Below are 19,762 nucleotides of genomic sequence, written 5' to 3'. Positions count from 1 at the left end.
CTGGAGTCCTTACTGATGCACGGCGAGCTGGTAAGCCGTGTATTTACGAATGTTGATCACGCCGGTGTCGAAGATCAGGTATTGACCCTTGACCCCCATCAGCGTGCCTTCGGCAATCGGGTTCTTGTCCAGGTTGAAGCTGACAATCTTCGCCGGGTATTGCTCCACCGGGTAGCGGATTTCCAGCGGTTCGACGCCGGTAACCGTCTGGATCGCCTGCAAGCCGAAACGTTCCTGCAACCCTTGCAAGCCTTCGGCACAGCTGTCGAACAGTTGATCGCGAACCTCGGCCAGGTTCACCGCCGCCGCATCGCCCTTGAGTAAAGCACGCCAGTTGGTCTTGTCCGCCACCTGGCTGCGAAACAGATCCTCGACGAAACCCGACTGTTGCCGGGTCGAGACGCGCACGATCGGCAAGGCCTGGCTCGCGCCCTGGTCGAGCCAGCGGGTCGGCAGCTGGGTGGCACGGGTAATCCCGACTTTCACCCCCGACGAGTTGGCCAGGTACACCACGTGATCGGTCATGCAGAACTTCTCGCCCCACTCCGGTTCACGGCAGGTGCCGGCGTCGAAGTGGCAGCGCTCCGGGCTCATGATGCACAGGTCACACTGGGCCAGTTTGGTCATGCACGGGTAGCAGTAACCCTGGCTGAAACTGGTCTTGGTCTTGCGTCCGCAATGGGTGCAGTGGATCGCCCCCAGGTATTCCAGGCGCACCGTGGTGCCGATCAACGGATTGACCGGGACCTCGGTTTCGCCCAGACGGAAAGCGTATTGCACGTTCGGCCCGTCAAGGCGTGCCGACATTTTGCTGATTGCACCGCGGCCAATCTCGATCAATGGATGGCATCCGACTTGAACAGGATGTTCGGCACTTCGATCGACTTCGAGGCGCATTCCTGCGGGCCCATGTAGCCGGTACGCTGGTCCTCGGGCAGGTTCTGGATTTCCCAGGCGATCATCGCCTGCAGCGACAGCTCGCGTTGTTCGGCGGTGAGTTTGCCACCGTCGGACCATTTGCCGATTTCCACGGCCAGTTTCAGGCTCTCGTAGATATCGGGGGTGATGTTCTGGATCATTTCGTTAAAAGAGGACATTGGGTCTCCGTCTCTTTATTGCATGTTCTTGAATTAGGCGGCCAGTTTACGGCGGTTATACAAACCGCCCAACAAACCGGTGAAGCATCCGATGAGTAACCCGCTGACGTGGGCCGCGTTGGCGATTTCGCCGAAGCCGATCATCGAGACCAGCCCGGACAGGCACAGCAGCAACCACACCAGCATCATCACCAGCACGCCGCGCGGCAGGCGATAGGCCGGGTTCGGCGCCAGCAGCTGGAAGATCCAGCAATGCCCGAGCAGGCCGTACAGTACGCCGGACAAACCGCCGAACAAGGTCGGGCCGCTGAAGGCGTACTGGGCGTAGTTGGACACCAGGCTGAACAGCAGGGTCAGGCCGATCAGGTTGATGCTGCCCTGGCGCGACTCGATGCGCCGCCCCAGCTCCCAGTACCACATGCCGTTCATCGCCAGGTGCAGGATGCCGAAGTGGATCAACATCGGCGTGAACAGGCGCCACCACTGCCCCGCCGCCAGGCTGTCGGCCAGCGGTGTGAAGTGGATGTATTCGCCGACTACGCGAAATTCGAGGAAGGTCAGCCAGCGCATCGTTTCCAGGTTGTCACCGAGCAAGGTGATCGCACCGACGATGAGGCTCAGCAGCAATACCAGCGCAGTGGCCCTGGCGTATTTCAACTGTTCGACAAAGCCCGGACGCTTGATGGTCTGCGCCACCGGAATGTCCAGTTGCTGGTCGGGATCGCCCGCCGGAAACCGTTCGTACAGTGCGCGCACGTCTTCACTGATGTTGTCCGGCACCCACAGCACTTGCTCGCCCGCTTCTTCGCTGACCCGATGGGGCACCTGCATGCGTTTGAGCAGGGTGACGAACCCGCTCAAGTCCACCGCCAGGGGCAGACGCAATACCGCTACAGCACTCATTGCAGCACCTCCGGCCGCTCGACATCGACCCAGACGAATTTATCCGGATCGAGGCGGGTTTCCTGATCCAGTCGATAGGCAACCAGTTTGCCGTAGAGCACTGCACTGTAATCCAGGCAGGCCAGGTTCGGGCGGATCGGTGCCGGCTTGCCGCTGCGCCAGTAATGGCCGACGAACAACAACGGTTCATCGACGCCATAGCGCAGCAAGCTGTTCTTTTCAGTGGACGTGAGCGGCGTCCGGGCAACGGGCTCAGGCAGCGCGTCCGGCTGGAACACGATGTCGCCGTAGGTTTTCGGATCGTCTTCCCAGAACTTGGTACGAAAGAACGAACGCACCAGGCCGTCGCCGCTGGTCATGGTCAGGCCATGGGGCAAGCGCATGTCGGTGCCGCGCAACAGGCGATCGAACACGGTGCAGGCAAACGAACCCGACTCCGCCGACGCCTGGAGAAAATGCTCGTCGACACAACCGTTGGGGAACAACGCCCGCAGCGGCTCGATCAGCCCGGCATCCCAACAGGCGTGGACCACGCGGAAACGCCCGGCATCGACGAACAGCGGCAGCTCATAGAACCATTGCTGGAAGTCGTGCCAGTCAGCCGGATGGCCTTCGAACTGGGTCAGGGTTTCTTGCAGCAGGCGGGCATGGCGCGGCGTGTGCTCGCGCACGAACTGCTTGCCGCTGCCGGGCAGCGCCGGGGTGCTCCAGCCCAGCGCATTGAACTCATGGTTGCCCATGATGCACAGCGCCTGACCGGCCTCGACCATGTCGTGGACGATGTGCAGCGCCTCGCGAATCCGCGGGCCGCGGTCGATGATATCGCCGACGAACACCGCCATGCGCGAAGCATGCCGCCAGACGCCACCCTGTTTGTGATAACCGAGTCGGTCGAGCAAGTGCTCCAGGGTCAGGGCGCAACCGTGCACGTCACCGATCAGGTCGTAGCTACGCGCGGGATCGAGCATCAGTCGCCTCCACCCCCCAGCTTGCTGCCCCAGCCGAGCTTGGTCCGGCAGACTTCGTAGTAGTTGTGGTCGAGCGGGTGAATCAGCCGCAGTTTCTGGGCTTTTTTGCTGACGGTAATGGTGTCGCCGGGCGCGCAGGTGAAGTGGTTCTGCCCGTCGCACGAGACTTGCGGGTAAATCTGCATATCCTTGGACACGACGATTTTCAGCTCACTGTTGCCATCGACCACGATCGGTCTACCCGACAAGGTATGGGGGTACATCGGCACAATAACAATAGCGTCGAGCTTGGGGTGCATGATCGGCCCGCCGGCAGACAACGCGTAGGCGGTGGAACCGGTCGGCGTGGCGACGATCAGGCCGTCGGCCTTTTGGCTGCAGACGAACTGGCCGTCGATGTACAGCTCGAATTCGATCATTCGCGTGGATTTGCCAGGGTGCAGCACGACGTCGTTCAGGGCATCGCCCTGGCCGATCGCCTCACCGTGGCGGCGGACCTCGGCCTGCAGCAGGAAGCGGTTTTCCACCAGATAGTGGCCGTCCAGCACTTCGGCGACCTTGGCTTCCAGCTCGTCGGGGCGGATGTCGGTCAGGAACCCCAGGCTGCCCCGGTTGATGCCGAGCACCGGAATATTGTGCTTGGCCAACGCCCGGGCAGCGCCGAGCAGACTGCCGTCACCACCGACCACGATGACCATGTCGCAGACTTCGCCGAGCATCTTGCGCGACGAGGTTTGCAGGCCGTGCCCTGGCAGCACTTCGGCGATGGTGTCTTCGAGGATCACGTGCAGGTGACGATCGAGCAGAAACCGTTTCAGTCGGCGGACGGTATCCAGCACCTGGGAACTGCCCAGGCGACCGATGATGCCGATATTGCGAAATTGCTCCATGGGGCTCCTGCGGGGATCTGTGTGGCGGCGAAAACCACGATTATGGGCGAAAGCCGCCCGTAGACAAAATCCTTTCAGCTTCAAGGGGGTGCCCGGGTTTCGGGCTATGCTCGCAAGATGATGCTATTTCCGGATCTGCTCCACCTGCCCCATCAGTTACGCCATCCCGAAGTGCGTGACCTGGCGTGGGTCATCCTCGCCCCGCCCATGCTGGACGATACCCCGTGGCCGCAACGTCACCCGTTGGCCGGCAGCGACTGGGTGCAGGCACCGGACCGGCTGGAGCTGTGGCTGCGGCAGCTGGACCGGGACAGTTATGGCTTGCTGCACTGGCTGGCCCAGGCCCGCACCCGCCGCCTGGGCCTGTACTACGAACGCCTCTGGCAATTTGCCGTGCAGCACGCGCCGGGCATTGAGCTGATTGCCGCCAACATGCCGATTCGCCGCGAAGGGCACACCCTGGGTGAACTGGACATGCTGCTGCGCGACCGCGACGGCGTGCATCACCTGGAACTGGCGATCAAGCTCTACCTCGGCCCGCAGTCGGGCGACGGGCACGACACCGCCCAGTGGCTGGGCCCGGGCTGCCACGATCGGCTCGACCGCAAACTGGCGCACCTGAGCCAGCATCAGTTACCGATTTCCGCACGCCCCGAGAGCCGCGAAGTACTGGCGGCGCTGGATATCCAGGCCTTCAGCGCCCATTTGTGGCTGGGGGGTTATTTGCTCTACCCCTGGCCCGGACAGGCCGCCCCGCCGTCGGGTGCCCATCCGCAACATTTGCGCGGTCGCTGGCTGCATCAAAAGGATTGGCCCGCGCTGGTTGCCCAGAGCGCGCCCGGTCGCTGGCAACCCCTGCCCCGCCATGCCTGGCTGGCGCCCGCGCACTATTGGGCGGAGCACACCTGGACCCCTGAACAGATGCGGGCATGGCTCAATGACCTGGACCCGCTGGCGCCGGCACAATTGCTGGTGCGACTGACGGAAAATGCCAATGGCGACTGGGAAGAGGCCGAGCGATTGTTTCTGGTGGCGGATCTTTGGCCGAATGTGCCGGGACAGGGTTGAGTCCAGTATTGCCTGAGACGGCCTCTTCGTCGGATCGCCGCCCGGACCAAGCCCGCTCCCACATTGGGCCTCAGCCGAACACAAGTCTTGTATCCACTGAGGATCCCTGTGGGAGCGGGCTTGCTCGCGAAGGGGCCAACACGGTCTAAAGAGATAACCACCCAGCGCTTTGCAGGCCAAAGCGCTGGCAAACGACCATCAGACTTTCTTGTGCTGCTCGACCCATTGCCCATAGGCATTGATGAAACTTTGCAGGAACGGCTTGACCGACTCGGACAATTTGCCCGCCTCGTCGAACGCCGAACCCGCGTTCCCCAGATAGGCCTCCGGTTGCTGCATCAGCGGCACATTGAGAAACACCATGGATTGACGCAGGTTGTGGTTGGCACCAAACCCGCCGACGGCCCCCGGCGAAACGCTGATAACCGCGCCCGGCTTGCCGTTCCAGGCACTTTTCCCATAGGGGCGCGAACCCACGTCAATCGCGTTTTTCAACGGTGCCGGCACCGAGCGGTTGTATTCCGGGGTCACGAACAACACCGCGTCGGATGAACTCACTTGTTGTCGGAAAGTGCTGTAGGCTGCCGGCGGTGAAGCGCCATCGATGTCTTCGTTGTACAGCGGCAGGTCGCCAATTTCGACGATATTCAGCTTCAGATTGGCCGGTGCCAGTTCAGCCAGGGCCCGTGCGACCTTGCGGTTGATCGATTCCTTTCTCAAGCTGCCGACCACGACGGCGACCGAATAGACGTTGCTCATGGGAATGTCTCGACTGTCCGATAGGAAGAGCTTGTAGTTATAGATGACGATTCAAGCAGCGGGCGACTGAAAACGCCGTCCCTGATTATTTTTTCCCTGTAGGAAAACTTACCTCACCCAGACACGGTCTACAGAACCGCAAATTGAGTGATTTATCTCCAGAGGTTCTAAGCAGATGGCAGCAGTACTTGTCGGTCAGTTCCATGCAAGAGACGCGCAAGGCCGTATTTATTCGGTGCACGAGTTCCAGGAATCCACCCCGGCGGTAGACGGTTCCGGGCCTGTTACCACTTATAAGCTGGCCATTGGCGACCGCGTCAACAAGGTCGACGACAATCAATTCATGCTGGTGCAAACCGGCGTGACCATTACCCGCGAACCGCAAACCGTCAGCGCTTCATAACCCGTCGTTATGAGCAGAAGTCATATGCGCGGACTTGGGGTAGGATTCAGCCACTGACTCCTCCACCTGCTGAACATGGACTTCACGCATGCGCTTACGCCATATCGAAGTGATCCAGGCGCTCCTGCAGACCGGTCACCTGGGCACCGCCGCCGAATGGCTGCAGTTGCCAGTGACCGAAGTCGAGCGCTTGCTGCGCGACGCCGAGGATCAGTTGGGGTTCATGCTGTTCGCCAGCGTCCGCGGACGATTGCAGGCCACCCGCGAAGCGCAGCAACTGCAGGTGGAAATCGCCCGGGTCTACGACGCGCTCGAACCGGTGCAGCGTCTGGCCAACAGCCTCAGGCAATACCTCGCGCCGCCGTTGCGCATCATCTGCACCCCGCCCCTGGCCAACCAATTGTTGCCACACAGCATCGCGGCCCTGCGCCGACGCCTGCCCGACGCGCCTTGCACACTGCTGAGCCAGCCGACCCGCGACATCGTCAGAAGCCTGCTGCTGCGTGAAAGCGATCTGGGCCTGAGCCTGCACGACCCCGATCACGCCGACCTCGATTGCCAGGTGATTGCCCAGGGCAAACTTCAGTTGCTCGCCCCCCACGGCTGGCTGCAACCGAAGCAGAAATACATTTCACTGCAGGACCTGGCCGGTCAATCGATGATCGGCCTGGAGGGGCACGACCCGCTGAGCCCGGCACTGGAAAACAAACTGCACGGCTTGCGCCCTGCCCCGGTGATTCAGACCCGGGTCCAGACGCACCAGATGATGCGCAGCATGGTCGAGGCCGGCGAAGGCCTGGCCATCGTCGACCCCTTTACTGCCGTCGGTGCCAAAGCCTCGGGACTGGACAGCTGCCCGCTGGCACCCGCTATCCCGATCAATCTCTACGCCCTGTCCCTGAAAAACGCCGAACCCTCTCCGGCGGTTCAGGCCCTGTTGGCCATCGTCACGGAACAAGCCGCGGCGATGCTGACGAACTGAGCGGGTTTTCCAGCGGATTTTCGAATATTCGATACCAGAACAGCGCCACTTCGGCGGTGTTCGGATCGATGCCGCGATAGCGCAGGTGGTCGATCCCGCCGATCATGTAACCGCAGCGTTCATAGAGCCGGCAGGCCCCCAGGTTGTTGTTCTGGGTTTCGAGCATGATGCCCGGGAGTTTCTTCTTGCGGCTCCAGAACTGCGCCACATCCAGCAGGGCCTTGGCCACGCCGTGCCGTCGGGCCGGCGCATGCACCGCCAGTTCGTCGATATGGGCAAAGCCGTTCCAGTTGGTACTGACCACCAGGTGCCCCACGGGCTGGTCATCCAGGTAGGCCATGAAAATCGCGCTGTCGGCGGCATCGCGAAAGCTGCTGAACTCCTCCGGGTCGATGCCGTAGCACTTGCGGTAAGGCGTGATCGGCGTCACCGGCCACTGCGCGACCGGTTTGCCGATTTCAGCCGCACCATAGGCCGCGACTTCAAAACTGAAATCACTGCCCCAGATGTAGGCGGCAAAACCTTCATCGGCAACCCGTACCGACAACCCTGGGTAATTCGGATTTATAACCGGCTGCATACTGGGAAAGGTCCTCACTCCTTGATGCAATCGACGGTGTAGCACCGCCCACTGCCCTGATCTTCGTGTTGCAATCCGTGCACATCAGCAACGAACCCCGGGAAACTGCTATCGAACGTGCGGGCAAACGCCAGGTAATCGATGATTGAGCGGGTCGACTCGGTAAAGCGTTCACCCGGCATGATCAACGGAATGCCGGGTGGATACGGCACCAGCATCACCGCGGCAATCCGTCCGTCCAGCGCATCGATCGACACCGCCTCGACTTCACCGCGCACCAATTGATCATAGGCGTCCGCCGGCTTCATCGCGACTTCCGGCAGTACCGTGTACATGCGCTTGAGGTGCCTGGCGGTGGCATTGCTGCGATAACAGGCATGCAACTGATCGCACAGATCACGCAGGCCCATGCCCTGATACCGCGCGACGTTTTCCTGCGCCACGCAAGGCAGGCAACTGGCCAGACTGACGTTGGCGTCATAACTGCGCTTGAACTCCAGCAATTCGGTGAGCAGCGTGCTCCACTTGCCCTTGGTGATACCCATGGAGAACAACACCAGGAACGAATACAGCCCGGTTTTCTCAACCACCAGGCCACGCTCCCAGAGGAACTTGCTGACCACCGCCGCCGGAATCCCGCGCTCGCTGAGGGCGCCACCGGCCGTCAGCCCCGGCATCACCAGCGTGACCTTGATCGGATCGAGCAGCACATAATCCTCGGTCACGCCGCCAAAACCGTGCCAGTCGGCTTCCGGCTGCAGCAACCAGTCCTCGGTGACGACCCGCTCGATGCCTTCCGCCGACGGCGGTTGCCAGATCGAAAACCACCAGTCATCAGCGGCAATGTGCTGGCGCAAGTTAGCCAGCGCCCGTCGAAAACTCAGGGCTTCGTCGAACATTTCCTGCAACAGCGAACGCCCGGCCGGCCCTTCCATCATCGCCGAAGCCACATCCAGCGAGGCGATGATGCCGTACTGCGGCGAGGTCGAGATGTGCATCATGAACGCTTCGTTGAAGCGATCCCGATCCAGCTGCCGCGCGCCGCCGTCGCGCACGTGAATCATCGACGCCTGACTGAAGGCCGCCAGCAACTTGTGGGTGGAATGGGTGGTGAACACCAACGGACTGCCTTCATCACGGGACGTGCCCATGCCGTAGCGTCCGGCAAAAAACTCATGGAACGCCGCATAGGCGTACCAGGCCTCGTCGAAGTGCAATACCTCGACACTGCTACCCAGTTGCTGCCTGATCAGTTCGGCGTTGTAGCAAAGGCCGTCATAGGTCGAATTGGTCACTACGGCGAGCTTGACCTTCGGTGCACGCCCCTTGGTCAGCGGGCTGGCGTCGATCTTGGCCTGGATCGATTCGCGGCTGAACTCGCTCAGGGGAATCGGGCCGATGATCCCCAGCTCATTACGCTCCGGACACAAGTACAGCGGAATCGCGCCGGTCATGATGATCGAGTGCAGCACCGACTTGTGGCAATTGCGATCCACCAGCACCAGATCATCGCGAGCGACCACCGAATGCCAGACAATCTTGTTGGCCGTGGACGTGCCATTGATCACAAAAAAGGTGTGATCGGCGCCGAAATTACGCGCTGCACGGGCCTCGGCTTCAGCCAGGGGGCCGGTATGATCGAGCAAGGATCCGAGCTCCGGCACCGACACCGAAAGATCCGAGCGCAGGGTGTTTTCCCCGAAAAACTGGTGAAACGCCTGCCCGACCGGACTCTTGTGATACGCCACCCCTCCGCCGTGACCGGGGGTGTGCCACGAGTAATTGGAATCCGCGGTGTGCTGCACCAGGGCCTTGAAGAACGGCGGCAACAGGCCATCCAGGTATTTGCGCGCAGCACGGGCCACCTGCCGGGCAAGAAAGGGCACGGTGTCTTCAAACAGGTAAAGAATGCCGCGCAACTGGTTGAGCTCGGCCATGGCATCGGCGGGCGCGTTTTCCAGGGTCACTTTTTCGCCCAGGGCGAAGATCGGCAGATCCGGCGCACGCACTCGCGCCAGACCGATCAGTTCGGCCATGTTTTGCAACAAGTGGGAATGGGTGCTGGCGTCCTCAGACGCTATCAACATGCAGGACAGGCCATGGTAGGTCGACGCCACCAGTCGTCCTTCGGTGTAGTTCACCGCCGAAACGACGCTGAACCCTTCCTGCTCCAGCTCCCGGGCAATCCCCCGCACGCGGTCGCCGGCGACGCTGTCGGCCTTGATGTCGCGATGGACAATCAGGACCGGGAATTTCAAATCTTTATACATGAGGCTCAGTGTCCTGAGGCGGCAGACCAGAGCCTGCCAATCACCTCAGGGTAGAGTGTTACAGCGCAAGTGGCGAGCGGGATGCACCACTTTGTGGCGACGAGAGCGCTTCCCTGTGGCGAGGGGGCTTGCCCCCGTTGGGTCGCGAAGCGACCCCCAACAATCTTTCGGATAAACCGCAGAGAATGGAATTACGTCTGCTTCGCAGCCGAACGGGGGCAAGCTCCCTCGCCACAAAAGCAGTGGTTGCAAAATGGGGGGTTACGCCTGCGCTTCAGCCTCAGCCAACTGCACCCACAACGCCGGGGCACCAGCGGATTTGCCGATGATTTCCAGGCGCGCCGCGTGGCGGGCCAGGTCGTCTTCGCTGGCGCGGATGATGCGCGTCGGCTGGCGATCCGCCGGCAAACGACGGATCTCGGTGGCCGAATTGTCCGCCCCTTCACCGGAGCCATTGCCATCGGAGGCGTTACCGGCCAGGGACAGGCTGGTCTGCCCGCCGGTCATGGTCAGGTAGACGTCGGCGAGAATCTCGGAGTCGAGCAAGGCGCCGTGCAGCTCACGGCCGGAGTTGTCGACGCCATAACGTTTGCACAAGGCGTCGAGGCTGTTGCGCTGCCCCGGGTGACGTTCCCGGGCCATCATCAGGGTGTCGAGGATCGTGCAGTGCTGCGTGATGTCCGCGCGGTCCTGCTGCCCCATCAGGGCGAATTCGTTGTTGATGAAGCCAACGTCGAACGCCGCGTTATGGATGATCAGCTGCGCGCCCTTGATGAACTCGAAGAATTCTTCGGCCACCTCGGCAAAACGCGGCTTGCCCACGAGGAATTCGTTGGTGATGCCGTGGACGCCGATGGCGCCCTCGTCACTTTCGCGATCGGGCTGCAGGTACACGTGAAAGTGCCGGCCCGTCAGGCGTCGGCCGATCAACTCGACACAACCGATTTCAATAATCCGGTGGCCGTCGGTCACCGGCATGCCGGTGGTTTCGGTGTCGAGTACAACGGATCTGGTGGCCATCAGTGCTCAGCTCTCAATCGGTCAATCGTGCAAAAGCGGCGATGTTATCACGCTTGCAGGGGCTTTCAGATATACCGAGTCGCCACCTTCGCGAGCAAGCCCGCTCCCACAAGGGATCTGTGGCGCATGGAGATCAATGTGGGAGCGGGCTTGCTCGCGAAGGCCGCGGCGCGGTGCATCGGTAGTACCCGAATCAGCCCTGCTTGTACCCGCGCACTTCATCGACGCCACGGTTGGCCAACTGGTCAGCCCTTTCGTTGCCGTGATGGCCAATATGCCCGCGCACCCATTTCCAGGTGACCTTGTGGCGGTTGACCTGCTCGTCGAGCAATTTCCACAGATCAGCGTTTTTCACCGGTTCCTTCGCCGCGGTTTTCCAGCCGCGCTTCTTCCAGTTGTCCATCCACTCGTTGATGCCCTTCATCACGTACTGGGAGTCGGTCACCAGCAGCACCTCACAGGGACGCTTGAGCTCTTCCAGGCCACGGATCGCGCCCATCAGCTCCATGCGGTTATTGGTGGTATTGGCTTCGCCGCCCCAGAGTTCCTTTTCAACGCCCTTGCACACCAGCAGTGCGCCCCAGCCGCCAGGGCCGGGGTTGCCCTTGCAGGCGCCGTCGGTGAACAGTTCTACGCTATCGCTCATGCCAATCTATCCAGAAAATGCGCTGGCCCGCCGATCGCAGATCGACGACGCCCGAAGCCGGGACAAGCCCGGCCGCAAATGAAAAGTGTGTATTACGGTTCGATGTTGCGACGGTTGACCTTGGCCATCGGCAAAGGAATCAACTTGCCCATCGGCTCGCGCCGCTCCTGACGGACCGGTCGCAGGCCCACCACGATCTTGCGCGCCACCAATAAATAGAAGCCGCCGCCCGACAGTTGCCAGTCACCGGCCTTGCGCTCCCATCCGGCCAGGCGGGTCTGCCACGCCGCAGACGCAAGCGGCGGACGATAGCACCCGAAGCGGCGTTTCTCCAGCGCGAAGCCCAGCAGGTTCAGCCAGTCCGCAACCCGTGACGGCGAAATGCAGCGCGCCTTGCGCAGCCCATCCTGGGCAAACACATGCCGCAGGCCCCAACTGCTCCAGGGATTGATGCCGATGATCAGCAAATGCCCGCCGGGTCGCACGCTGCTTGCCGCCTCGCGCAGCAAACCGTGGGGCGACAGACAGAAATCCAGGCCATGCTGCAACACCACCACGTCGGCAGCGTGCTCGCTCAGCGGCCAGGCCTGTTCTTCACAGACGATCTCGACCCCCGGCAACGGCGCGCCAAGGCGTACGTTGCGCTGCACCTGCGGCGCTGATGGCGGGGTCTGGGCCGAGGGACCGTAATGCACCAGATAGCCACCAAAGAACCGCCCGAGCTCGTCTTCGAGCATGCGACGCTCTTCGTCCAGCAGGAATTGCCCGATCGGACCTTCCAGCCACTCGCGGGCGGCGCTGATCAACGCCAGCCAGTCAGGATCAGCCTGTGCGAACGCTTTATCAGTCATTGCATTCTCCAACGCGCCAGGAAGTTCTAAGATGCGCCATTGTTTTCCGCTTGGCGAATCCGACGATGATACAGATCACAGCCCTGCCCGCCTTCACCGACAACTACATCTGGTTGTTACAAGACCACCGCAGCAAACGCTGCGCGGTGGTCGACCCGGGTGATGCCGCCCCGGTACATGCCTGGCTTGCGGCCAATCCGGGCTGGGTACTGAGTGATATTTTGATCACTCACCACCATCATGACCACGTCGGCGGGGTCGAACAGCTGAAAAAAGCGACGGACGCGAAAGTCTATGGTCCGGCCAGCGAAAAGATCCCGGCGCGGGACGTAGCGCTCAAGGACAACGAGCGCATCAGCGTGCTCGGGCTGGACTTCGATATCTTCGCGGTCCCCGGCCACACCCTGGGCCATATCGCCTATTACCATCACGGCTTGCTGTTCTGCGGCGACACCCTGTTTGCCGCCGGTTGCGGGCGGTTGTTCGAAGGCACGCCACAGCAAATGTACAGCTCGCTGACACGTCTCGCGGAGTTGCCGGAAGACACGCTGGTCTACTGCACCCACGAATACACCCTGAGCAATCTGAAGTTTGCCGCAGCCGTCGAACCGAACAATCCGGATACGGCCGAACGCCTGGCCAAAGTCACCCGCCAACGGGAATCCGGGATCATGACGCTGCCGTCGACACTGGCACTGGAAAAGCTGACAAACCCGTTTTTGCGCGCCGGTGAAACATCCGTTAAAGAAAAAGCGGACGAACGGACCGGCACCGATAACTCGGCGCCCGATATGGTTTTTGCTGCGCTTCGCGCTTGGAAAGACACGTTCTAAAGGGGTCCCCAAAGGCTGTAACAATTCTGAAAGGTTGACCGCGCAGGGTGCGCTTTCTAGAATCGCCCGACATTTTTGCCCGGAACTTACTTCCAGCCAATGTCGTCACCTATTCGCAAAGCCATCAGTTCCGACGCATTGACCCGCCTGGCTCAAGCCATTGCGGTGGCTGTGTCCGCCACCCTGGCGGGCTGTTCCAGCCATGCGCCGCAGACCGATGCGGCGCACACGCAGAACATCGCCGCGCGCGCCAAGCAGAAGCCGGTCTGGCTCAGCGAAAAGCCCAGCCCGCAAATTCCACAGGACGTCTGGGAGCGAATGCGCCAGGGCTTCCAGTTGCAGGACGGGCTGGGTGTCAACCCGCGTATCGAGCAGCAGCGCCTGTGGTTCGCCAGCAATCCGTCTTTCCTCGAAAACGCCGGTGAACGTGGCAGCCTCTACATTCACTACATCGTCGAGCGCCTTGAAGAACGCAACATGCCGCTGGAACTGGCCCTGCTGCCAGTGATTGAGAGTGCCTACAACCCGATGGCCTATTCCCGGGCCAACGCGGTGGGTCTTTGGCAGTTCATCCCGTCCACCGGGCGTTACTTCAACCTGCGCCAGACCCGTTTCTATGATGGCCGCCGCGACATCACCGCGTCGACCACCGCCGCGCTGGATTACCTGACCCGCCTGCACGACATGTTCAACGGCGACTGGATGCTGGCCCTGGCGGCCTACAACGCCGGTGAAGGCACCGTCAGCCGGGCCATCGAGCGCAACGAGCGTCTCGGTCTGCCAACCGATTACTGGAACCTGCCACTGCCCTCCGAAACCCAGGCCTACGTGCCGAAGTTGCTGGCGCTGTCGCAAGTGGTGATGGCGCCGGAAGCCTACGGCGTGAACCTCAACCCGATCGCCAACGAACCCTATTTCCAGGTCGTCGAAATCAACCAGCGCATGGACCTCTCCAAGGTTGCTGAAGTCGCCAACATCGACGAAGACGAACTGTTCCAGCTCAACCCGGCCTTCAAGCAGCGCACCACCATCGACGGCCCGCAGCACCTGCTGGTGCCGACCTCCAAGGCGCAACTGCTGACCAGCAGCCTGCAGACCATGCGTCCTGAAGAGTTGATCAGCAAGAAATCGCTCAAGCCGGTCTTCGAAGGTGCCGATGACACCCAGGTCGCCAGCGCCAGGCGGTCCTACCGGGTCAAGCGGGGGGACAACCTCGGCTCCATCGCCAAGGCCAACAACGTTGACGTGAAGGACCTGCAACGCTGGAACAAACTGACCGGCAAGAATCTCAAGCCCGGCCAGACCCTGGTGATGCAGGACAACAGCAAACGCAGCTCCGGGCGCGTCAACACCGTGATTGCCGCCAACTCCAAAAAGCAGCAGACCAAGTACAAGGTCCAGCAAGGTGACTCGCTGTACATCGTGGCCAAGCGCTTCAACGTCGAGATGCAGCACCTCAAGCGCTGGAATCCTCGTGTCGGCCAGGCGCTGAAGCCCGGCCAGATGTTGACGGTGGCCAATCCGCACTAAAACTGTAGGAGCAGCCGGTCGACGTTCGATTGCTCGCGAAAAACCCAAGGGCACCGAGTTGATTCAGGCGCCCCGCGTCATCGTTGACCACCATCGCGAGCAAGCTCGCTCCTACAGGATTGCGACCGCCCAAATCCCCCGTCTTTTTCCTGTCCATACAAGCTGTTACTGTACGGTCCACAAAGCCCAAGCCGCCTGGATCGGATCTCCTATTTGAAGCGTCCCCTGCCCCTGCTCCTGATCAGCCTGGCCTTGAGCTCCACCGCAAGCGCGACGATCAGCGAAAGCCATGGTTATGCGCAGTTCGGCACGCTCAAGTACCCGGCCCGATTTACCCACTTCGACTGGGTCAACCCGCAAGCGCCCAAAGGCGGTACGTTGCGGGTGATGGCGTTTGGCACCTTCGATACGCTCAACCCGTACACCTTCAAGGGCACCAGCCCGGTCACCACGCCGAACTTCCTGCAATACGGCATCAACGAACTCAACGAACCGCTGATGGTCGGCACCGGGCAGTACGCGCCGTCGGGTGACGAGCCCGCGTCCAGCTATGGCCTGATCGCCCAGTCGGTGGAGTTCAGCGAGGACCGCAGTTGGGTGGTGTTCAACCTGCGTCCTGAAGCACGCTTCCATGACGGCACGCCGATTACCGCCTTCGACGTTGCGTTCTCCTACCGCACGCTGCTCAAGGAAGGGCATCCGTTGTACCGCACCAACCTTCAGGAGGTGCTGCGGGTCGACATCCTCAACCCCCAGCGCATCCGTTTCGTGTTCAAGCGCGCCGGCAATCCGCTGCTGATCCTGCGCCTGGGCGAAATGCCGGTGTTGCCACAGCACTACTGGAGGGGCCGTGACTTCAAGGCCACCACGTTCGAACCGCCACTGGGCAGCGGGCCGTACCGCATCACGTCGGTCACGCCAGGACGCCAGATCGTCTTCGAACGGGTCAAGGATTACTGGGGCAAGGACCTGTCGGTCAATCGCGGCAAGTACAACGTCGACCGCATGGAAGTCGAGTTCTACCGCGACAGCGACGTCGCGTTCGAGGCGTTCAAGGCCGGTGAATTCGACATCTATATCGAGCATCAGGCGAAGAACTGGGACACCGGCTACAACTTCCCCGCCCTACGCCGTGGTGATGTGATCAAGGCACAGATTCCCCACCAGATCCCGACCCAGACCCAGGGCCTGTTCATGAACGGCCGCCGACCGACTTTCTCGGATGCCAGGGTCCGTGAAGCACTGGGGCTGATGTTCAACTTTGAATGGACCAACCGCGCGCTGTTCAGCGGTGCCTACAAACGCGCCATGAGCTATTACCCCAACAGCGAGTTCTCGGCCAGCGGCTTGCCGGTCGGACATGAATGGCTGTTGCTCAAGCCCTACCGTGAACAGCTGCCGGCCAGACTCTTTACCGAGCCGTTCAGCCTGCCGCAGACCGATGGCCGCGGCATCCCCCGGGAGACCTTGCGCAAAGCCCTCGGCCTGCTCGCCGAAGCCGGCTGGAAGCTCAATGGCCAGCACCTGCAAAACGCCGCAGGCCGACCCTTGCGCCTGGAGCTGTTGCTGGTCAACCCGAACCTGGAACGCATCCTCCAGCCCTACGTCGAGAACCTCGCCAGCATCGGCATCGATGCGCGACTGCGCACGGTCGATCGCGCGCAATACAAGCAGCGCCTCGACCAGTTCGATTTCGATATGATCCTGATGACCCTCAACCAGACCCTAAGCCCGGGCCTGGAACAATGGCAGTACTTTCACTCCAGCCAGGCCGGGGTCAAGGGCAGCAAGAACTACGCCGGCATTGCCAACCCGGTGGTCGACCATCTGCTCGAACAGTTGCTGGCCGCCCAGACCCGTGACCAGCAAGTCGCCGCCGGCAAGGCCCTGGACCGCGTGCTGCTGTGGCAGCACTACATCGTTCCCAACTGGTACCTCAATTATCACCGTCTGGCGTACCGTAACCGGCTCGCCTTTGTCACCACGCCGCCTTATACCCTGGGCCTGAATGCGTGGTGGCTGAAATCTTCGGAGAAAGATCAATGAACCCCATCCGCACCCTGCTGCTGCAGGCCGGCGGCCTGTTGTTCGCCGGGCTGGCCTGCGCCGCCCCGCAACATGCAGTGACCCTGTACAACGAGCCGCCGAAATACCCGGCCGAGTTCAAGCACTTCGACTACGTCAATCCCGACGCGCCCAAGGGCGGGATCTTCCGCCAGGCCGGGTTCGGTGGCTTCGACAGCCTCAACCCGTTCATCAGCAAAGGCGTGCCGGCGGATGATATCGGCATCATCTACGACACCCTGGCCAAGCAAGGCCTGGACGAGCCGTTCACCGAGTACGGCCTGATCGCCCGGCTGATCGAGAAAGCCCCGGACAACGGCTGGGTGCGCTTCTACCTGCGCCCCGAAGCGCGCTTCCATGACGGTCATCCGGTACGCGCCGAAGACGTGGTGTTCAGCTTCCAGATGCTGACCAAGGACGGCGCACCAATGTACCGCGGTTACTACAACGACGTGGCCGAAGTGATCGCCGAAGACCCGTTGACCGTGCTGTTCAAGTTCAAGCACACCAACAACCGCGAGCTGCCGCTGATCCTCGGCCAGTTGCCGGTGCTGCCCAAGCATTGGTGGGCCGACCGCGACTTCAACAAGGGCAACCTTGAAATCCCGTTGGGCAGCGGCCCCTACAAGGTCAGCGAAGTGAAGGCCGGGCGCTCGGTGCGCTACGAGCGAGTCAAGGACTACTGGGGCAAGGACCTGCCGGTCAATCGCGGTTTCTATAACTTCGACGTGATGACCACCGATTACTACCGCGACAACACCGTGGCCCTGGAAGCGCTCAAGGCCGGGCAGTTCGACTACTGGCTGGAGATGACCGCGAAGAACTGGGCCAACGCCTACAACATCCCGGCGGTCACCGAGGGCCGACTGGTCAAGGAGCAGATTCCCAACGGCAACCCGACCGGCATGCAAGGCTTCGTGTTCAATATGCGTCGCCCGGTGTTCCAGGATGTGCGTGTGCGCCAGGCCCTGTCGCTGTTGCTGGATTTCGAATGGACCAACAAGCAACTGTTCAACGGGGCCTATGTGCGTACCCGCAGTTACTTCGAGAACTCGGAAATGGCTGCCACCGGCCTGCCTGACGCCGAGCAGGTGGCGATCCTCGAGCCGTTCCGCGCCAAGCTGCCACCGCAGGTGTTCAGCGAAGCCTTCCAGAACCCGAGCACCGACGGCAGCGGCATGATCCGCGCCCAGCAACGGCAAGCCTATCAACTGCTGCAGGAGGCCGGCTGGCGCATCGTCGATGACAAAATGGTCGACGCCACCGGCAAGCCGGTGGTCATCGAGTTCCTGTTGGCCCAGACCGAATTCGAACGGGTGCTGCTGCCGTTCAAGCGCAACCTGAGCGATCTGGGTATCGACCTGGTGATCCGCCGGGTCGACGTCTCGCAGTACATCAACCGCGTGCGCTCCCGGGACTTCGACATGATCGTCGGCAGCTTCCCGCAGTCCAGCTCACCGGGTAACGAACAACGGGAATTCTGGATGTCGGCCGCCGCCGACAAACCCGGCAGCCGCAATTCCATGGGCCTCAAGGATCCGGTGGTCGATCAACTGGTCGAGCAACTGATCAACGCCGATTCGCGCAAAAGCCTGGTGGCCCATGCCCGCGCGCTGGACCGCGTTCTGCAATGGGGCTATTACGTAATACCCAACTGGCACATCAAGACCTGGCGCGTGGCGTACTGGAACCACCTCGGCCACCCGAAGGTCTCGCCCAAGTACGACATCGGCACGGCCACCTGGTGGGTCAAGCCCGACATCAAGCCGGCGATAGAAGTCGAAACCATACTGCAGGCCGATCCTGCGGGCACGGAGTAATCAGATGCTGGCGTACATTTTTCGTCGACTGTTGCTGATCATTCCGACGCTGTTCGGCATCTTGCTGATCAATTTCGTGATCATCCAGGCCGCCCCGGGCGGGCCGGTGGAACAGATGATCGCCAAGCTCGAAGGCTTCGAAGGCGCCACCAGCCGCATCGCCGGCGGCGGTGCCGAAGTCTCGGTGGCAGGCTCGGCCTATCGCGGCGCCCAGGGCCTGGACCCGGCGCTGATCAAGGAAATCGAGCACATGTACGGCTTCGACAAATCGGCGCCGGAACGCTTGTGGATCATGGTCAAGAACTATGCGTCGCTGGATTTTGGCGACAGCTTCTTTCGCGACGCCAAGGTCATCGACCTGATCAAGGAAAAGATGCCGGTGTCGATCTCCCTCGGTCTGTGGAGCACCCTGATCATGTACCTGGTGTCGATCCCGCTGGGGATCGCCAAGGCCACGCGACACGGCAGCCATTTCGACGTCTGGACCAGTTCGGCGATCATCGTCGGCTACGCGATCCCGGCGTTCCTGTTCGCCATCCTGTTGATCGTGGTATTCGCCGGCGGCAGCTATCTGGACTGGTTCCCGTTGCGCGGGCTGACCTCGAACAACTTCGATGAACTGAGCATGGGCGGCAAGATCCTCGACTACTTCTGGCACCTGGCGCTGCCGGTGACCGCGCTGGTGATCGGCAACTTCGCGACCATGACCCTGCTGACCAAAAACAGCTTCCTCGACGAGATCAACAAGCAGTACGTGATCACCGCCAGGGCCAAGGGCCTGACCAACCACCGCGTGCTGTACGGCCATGTGTTCCGCAACGCCATGCTGCTGGTGATCGCCGGCTTCCCTTCAGCCTTCATCGGTATCTTCTTCACCGGCTCGCTGCTGGTGGAGGTGATCTTCTCCCTCGACGGCCTGGGCCTGATGAGTTTCGAAGCGGCGATCAACCGCGATTACCCGGTGGTGTTCGGCACGCTGTTCATCTTCACGTTGCTGGGGCTGGTGGTGAAACTGATCGGCGACCTCACCTACACCTTTGTCGATCCGCGCATCGACTTCGAAAGCCGGGAGCATTGA

19 protein-coding genes are annotated in these 19,762 nt (G+C 61.5%); 8 read left to right on the top strand and 11 right to left on the bottom strand.

What is annotated here, in order from left to right:
• Window positions 1-9: 9 nt before the first annotated feature.
• From BSF40_RS23640 to BSF40_RS23620, 5 genes are read right to left on the bottom strand one after another with little or no spacing between them, the layout of a single operon-like run.
• Entirely contained in the window at window positions 10-840 is an 831-nt protein-coding gene (locus tag BSF40_RS23640) for a DUF2797 domain-containing protein (RefSeq protein ID WP_095967001.1), read from the bottom strand.
• Window positions 837-1,097, bottom strand: a complete 261-nt coding sequence (locus BSF40_RS23635) for a YeaC family protein (protein WP_007979148.1) — start codon at window positions 1,095-1,097, stop codon at window positions 837-839. Before BSF40_RS23635 ends, BSF40_RS23640 begins: the two co-directional genes overlap by 4 nt.
• Window positions 1,098-1,130: 33 nt before the next feature.
• A complete protein-coding gene (locus BSF40_RS23630) occupies window positions 1,131-2,000 on the bottom strand; it encodes a rhomboid family intramembrane serine protease (RefSeq protein WP_095967000.1) in 870 nt (289 codons plus the stop codon).
• Window positions 1,997-2,971 carry a metallophosphoesterase gene (locus tag BSF40_RS23625; protein WP_371918120.1) on the bottom strand — a complete coding sequence of 325 codons (975 nt, stop codon included), beginning with the start codon at window positions 2,969-2,971 and terminating at the stop codon, window positions 1,997-1,999. Before BSF40_RS23625 ends, BSF40_RS23630 begins: the two co-directional genes overlap by 4 nt.
• On the bottom strand, window positions 2,968-3,858 hold the full coding sequence (locus BSF40_RS23620) for an NAD(+) kinase (protein WP_007979142.1): 891 nt from the start codon (window positions 3,856-3,858) through the stop codon (window positions 2,968-2,970). The genes BSF40_RS23625 and BSF40_RS23620 overlap by 4 nt, the downstream gene beginning before the upstream one ends.
• A gap of 117 nt (window positions 3,859-3,975) precedes the next feature.
• Between BSF40_RS23620 and BSF40_RS23615 the strand changes: the two genes are divergently transcribed.
• Window positions 3,976-4,926 carry a DUF1853 family protein gene (locus tag BSF40_RS23615; protein WP_095966998.1) on the top strand — a complete coding sequence of 317 codons (951 nt, stop codon included), beginning with the start codon at window positions 3,976-3,978 and terminating at the stop codon, window positions 4,924-4,926.
• Between the two features lie 198 nt (window positions 4,927-5,124).
• On the opposite strand, the gene BSF40_RS23610 is transcribed toward BSF40_RS23615, so the two are convergent.
• Window positions 5,125-5,685 carry an NADPH-dependent FMN reductase gene (locus BSF40_RS23610; protein WP_095966997.1) on the bottom strand — a complete coding sequence of 187 codons (561 nt, stop codon included), beginning with the start codon at window positions 5,683-5,685 and terminating at the stop codon, window positions 5,125-5,127.
• Window positions 5,686-5,860: 175 nt separating this feature from the next.
• Here BSF40_RS23610 and BSF40_RS23605 point away from each other — a divergent pair, with 175 nt between their 5' ends.
• Both BSF40_RS23605 and BSF40_RS23600 read left to right on the top strand, forming a co-directional pair.
• Window positions 5,861-6,088, top strand: a complete 228-nt coding sequence (locus BSF40_RS23605; protein WP_015095369.1) for a hypothetical protein — start codon at window positions 5,861-5,863, stop codon at window positions 6,086-6,088.
• 88 nt (window positions 6,089-6,176) lie between these two features.
• Window positions 6,177-7,070, top strand: a complete 894-nt coding sequence (locus BSF40_RS23600; protein ID WP_095966996.1) for a LysR family transcriptional regulator — start codon at window positions 6,177-6,179, stop codon at window positions 7,068-7,070.
• Here the strand turns inward: BSF40_RS23600 and BSF40_RS23595 are convergent.
• The 5 genes from BSF40_RS23595 to BSF40_RS23575 form a co-directional block, all read right to left on the bottom strand.
• Window positions 7,036-7,650: a GNAT family N-acetyltransferase gene (locus tag BSF40_RS23595; RefSeq protein ID WP_095966995.1), complete on the bottom strand. Its 615-nt coding sequence runs from the start codon at window positions 7,648-7,650 to the stop codon at window positions 7,036-7,038. The two genes, BSF40_RS23600 and BSF40_RS23595, sit on opposite strands and share 35 nt — an antisense overlap.
• A gap of 14 nt (window positions 7,651-7,664) precedes the next feature.
• Window positions 7,665-9,920 carry an arginine/lysine/ornithine decarboxylase gene (locus BSF40_RS23590; protein ID WP_095966994.1) on the bottom strand — a complete coding sequence of 752 codons (2,256 nt, stop codon included), beginning with the start codon at window positions 9,918-9,920 and terminating at the stop codon, window positions 7,665-7,667.
• Between the two features lie 261 nt (window positions 9,921-10,181).
• Window positions 10,182-10,940, bottom strand: coding sequence for a DNA polymerase III subunit epsilon (gene dnaQ / locus BSF40_RS23585; protein ID WP_007979124.1), 759 nt, complete (start codon window positions 10,938-10,940; stop codon window positions 10,182-10,184).
• Window positions 10,941-11,133: 193 nt separating this feature from the next.
• The gene (gene rnhA / locus BSF40_RS23580; protein WP_007979123.1) at window positions 11,134-11,586 is read right to left on the bottom strand and encodes a ribonuclease HI; all 453 of its coding nucleotides are present in this window, start codon (window positions 11,584-11,586) and stop codon (window positions 11,134-11,136) included.
• A 92-nt stretch (window positions 11,587-11,678) separates the two neighbouring features.
• Window positions 11,679-12,437 carry a class I SAM-dependent methyltransferase gene (locus tag BSF40_RS23575; protein WP_095966993.1) on the bottom strand — a complete coding sequence of 253 codons (759 nt, stop codon included), beginning with the start codon at window positions 12,435-12,437 and terminating at the stop codon, window positions 11,679-11,681.
• Between the two features lie 65 nt (window positions 12,438-12,502).
• Here BSF40_RS23575 and gloB point away from each other — a divergent pair, with 65 nt between their 5' ends.
• The 5 genes from gloB to BSF40_RS23550 all read left to right on the top strand — a co-directional run bounded on the left by gloB (window position 12,503) and on the right by BSF40_RS23550 (window position 19,762).
• Window positions 12,503-13,270 carry a hydroxyacylglutathione hydrolase gene (gene gloB, locus BSF40_RS23570; RefSeq protein ID WP_095966992.1) on the top strand — a complete coding sequence of 256 codons (768 nt, stop codon included), beginning with the start codon at window positions 12,503-12,505 and terminating at the stop codon, window positions 13,268-13,270.
• Window positions 13,271-13,369: 99 nt separating this feature from the next.
• A complete protein-coding gene (locus BSF40_RS23565; protein ID WP_095966991.1) occupies window positions 13,370-14,800 on the top strand; it encodes a transglycosylase SLT domain-containing protein in 1,431 nt (476 codons plus the stop codon).
• 225 nt (window positions 14,801-15,025) lie between these two features.
• On the top strand, window positions 15,026-16,846 hold the full coding sequence (locus BSF40_RS23560) for an extracellular solute-binding protein (RefSeq protein WP_371918119.1): 1,821 nt from the start codon (window positions 15,026-15,028) through the stop codon (window positions 16,844-16,846).
• A complete protein-coding gene (locus BSF40_RS23555; protein WP_095966989.1) occupies window positions 16,843-18,684 on the top strand; it encodes an extracellular solute-binding protein in 1,842 nt (613 codons plus the stop codon). Before BSF40_RS23560 ends, BSF40_RS23555 begins: the two co-directional genes overlap by 4 nt.
• Window positions 18,685-18,688: 4 nt before the next feature.
• A complete protein-coding gene (locus BSF40_RS23550) occupies window positions 18,689-19,762 on the top strand; it encodes a microcin C ABC transporter permease YejB (protein ID WP_007979116.1) in 1,074 nt (357 codons plus the stop codon).

It is taken from the genome of Pseudomonas sp. ACN5 (assembly GCF_002303975.1).
GTDB lineage: Bacteria > Pseudomonadota > Gammaproteobacteria > Pseudomonadales > Pseudomonadaceae > Aquipseudomonas > Aquipseudomonas laurylsulfatiphila.
This window is presented reverse-complemented; position numbering and strand designations above follow the sequence as displayed.

Excerpts from the sequence above, each read along its gene's own strand:
- BSF40_RS23605 (WP_015095369.1), top strand. The coding sequence starts at position 5,861 with ATGGCAGCAGTACTTGTCGGTCAGTTCCATGCAAGAGACGCGCAAGGC.
- BSF40_RS23595 (WP_095966995.1), bottom strand. The coding sequence starts at position 7,650 with ATGCAGCCGGTTATAAATCCGAATTACCCAGGGTTGTCGGTACGGGTT.
- BSF40_RS23555 (WP_095966989.1), top strand. The coding sequence starts at position 16,843 with ATGAACCCCATCCGCACCCTGCTGCTGCAGGCCGGCGGCCTGTTGTTC.
- BSF40_RS23610 (WP_095966997.1), bottom strand. The coding sequence starts at position 5,685 with ATGAGCAACGTCTATTCGGTCGCCGTCGTGGTCGGCAGCTTGAGAAAG.
- BSF40_RS23565 (WP_095966991.1), top strand. The coding sequence starts at position 13,370 with ATGTCGTCACCTATTCGCAAAGCCATCAGTTCCGACGCATTGACCCGC.
- BSF40_RS23575 (WP_095966993.1), bottom strand. The coding sequence starts at position 12,437 with ATGACTGATAAAGCGTTCGCACAGGCTGATCCTGACTGGCTGGCGTTG.
- dnaQ (WP_007979124.1), bottom strand. The coding sequence starts at position 10,940 with ATGGCCACCAGATCCGTTGTACTCGACACCGAAACCACCGGCATGCCG.
- BSF40_RS23550 (WP_007979116.1), top strand. The coding sequence starts at position 18,689 with ATGCTGGCGTACATTTTTCGTCGACTGTTGCTGATCATTCCGACGCTG.
- BSF40_RS23630 (WP_095967000.1), bottom strand. The coding sequence starts at position 2,000 with ATGAGTGCTGTAGCGGTATTGCGTCTGCCCCTGGCGGTGGACTTGAGC.
- BSF40_RS23635 (WP_007979148.1), bottom strand. The coding sequence starts at position 1,097 with ATGTCCTCTTTTAACGAAATGATCCAGAACATCACCCCCGATATCTAC.
- BSF40_RS23615 (WP_095966998.1), top strand. The coding sequence starts at position 3,976 with ATGATGCTATTTCCGGATCTGCTCCACCTGCCCCATCAGTTACGCCAT.
- gloB (WP_095966992.1), top strand. The coding sequence starts at position 12,503 with ATGATACAGATCACAGCCCTGCCCGCCTTCACCGACAACTACATCTGG.
- BSF40_RS23620 (WP_007979142.1), bottom strand. The coding sequence starts at position 3,858 with ATGGAGCAATTTCGCAATATCGGCATCATCGGTCGCCTGGGCAGTTCC.
- BSF40_RS23600 (WP_095966996.1), top strand. The coding sequence starts at position 6,177 with ATGCGCTTACGCCATATCGAAGTGATCCAGGCGCTCCTGCAGACCGGT.
- BSF40_RS23590 (WP_095966994.1), bottom strand. The coding sequence starts at position 9,920 with ATGTATAAAGATTTGAAATTCCCGGTCCTGATTGTCCATCGCGACATC.
- rnhA (WP_007979123.1), bottom strand. The coding sequence starts at position 11,586 with ATGAGCGATAGCGTAGAACTGTTCACCGACGGCGCCTGCAAGGGCAAC.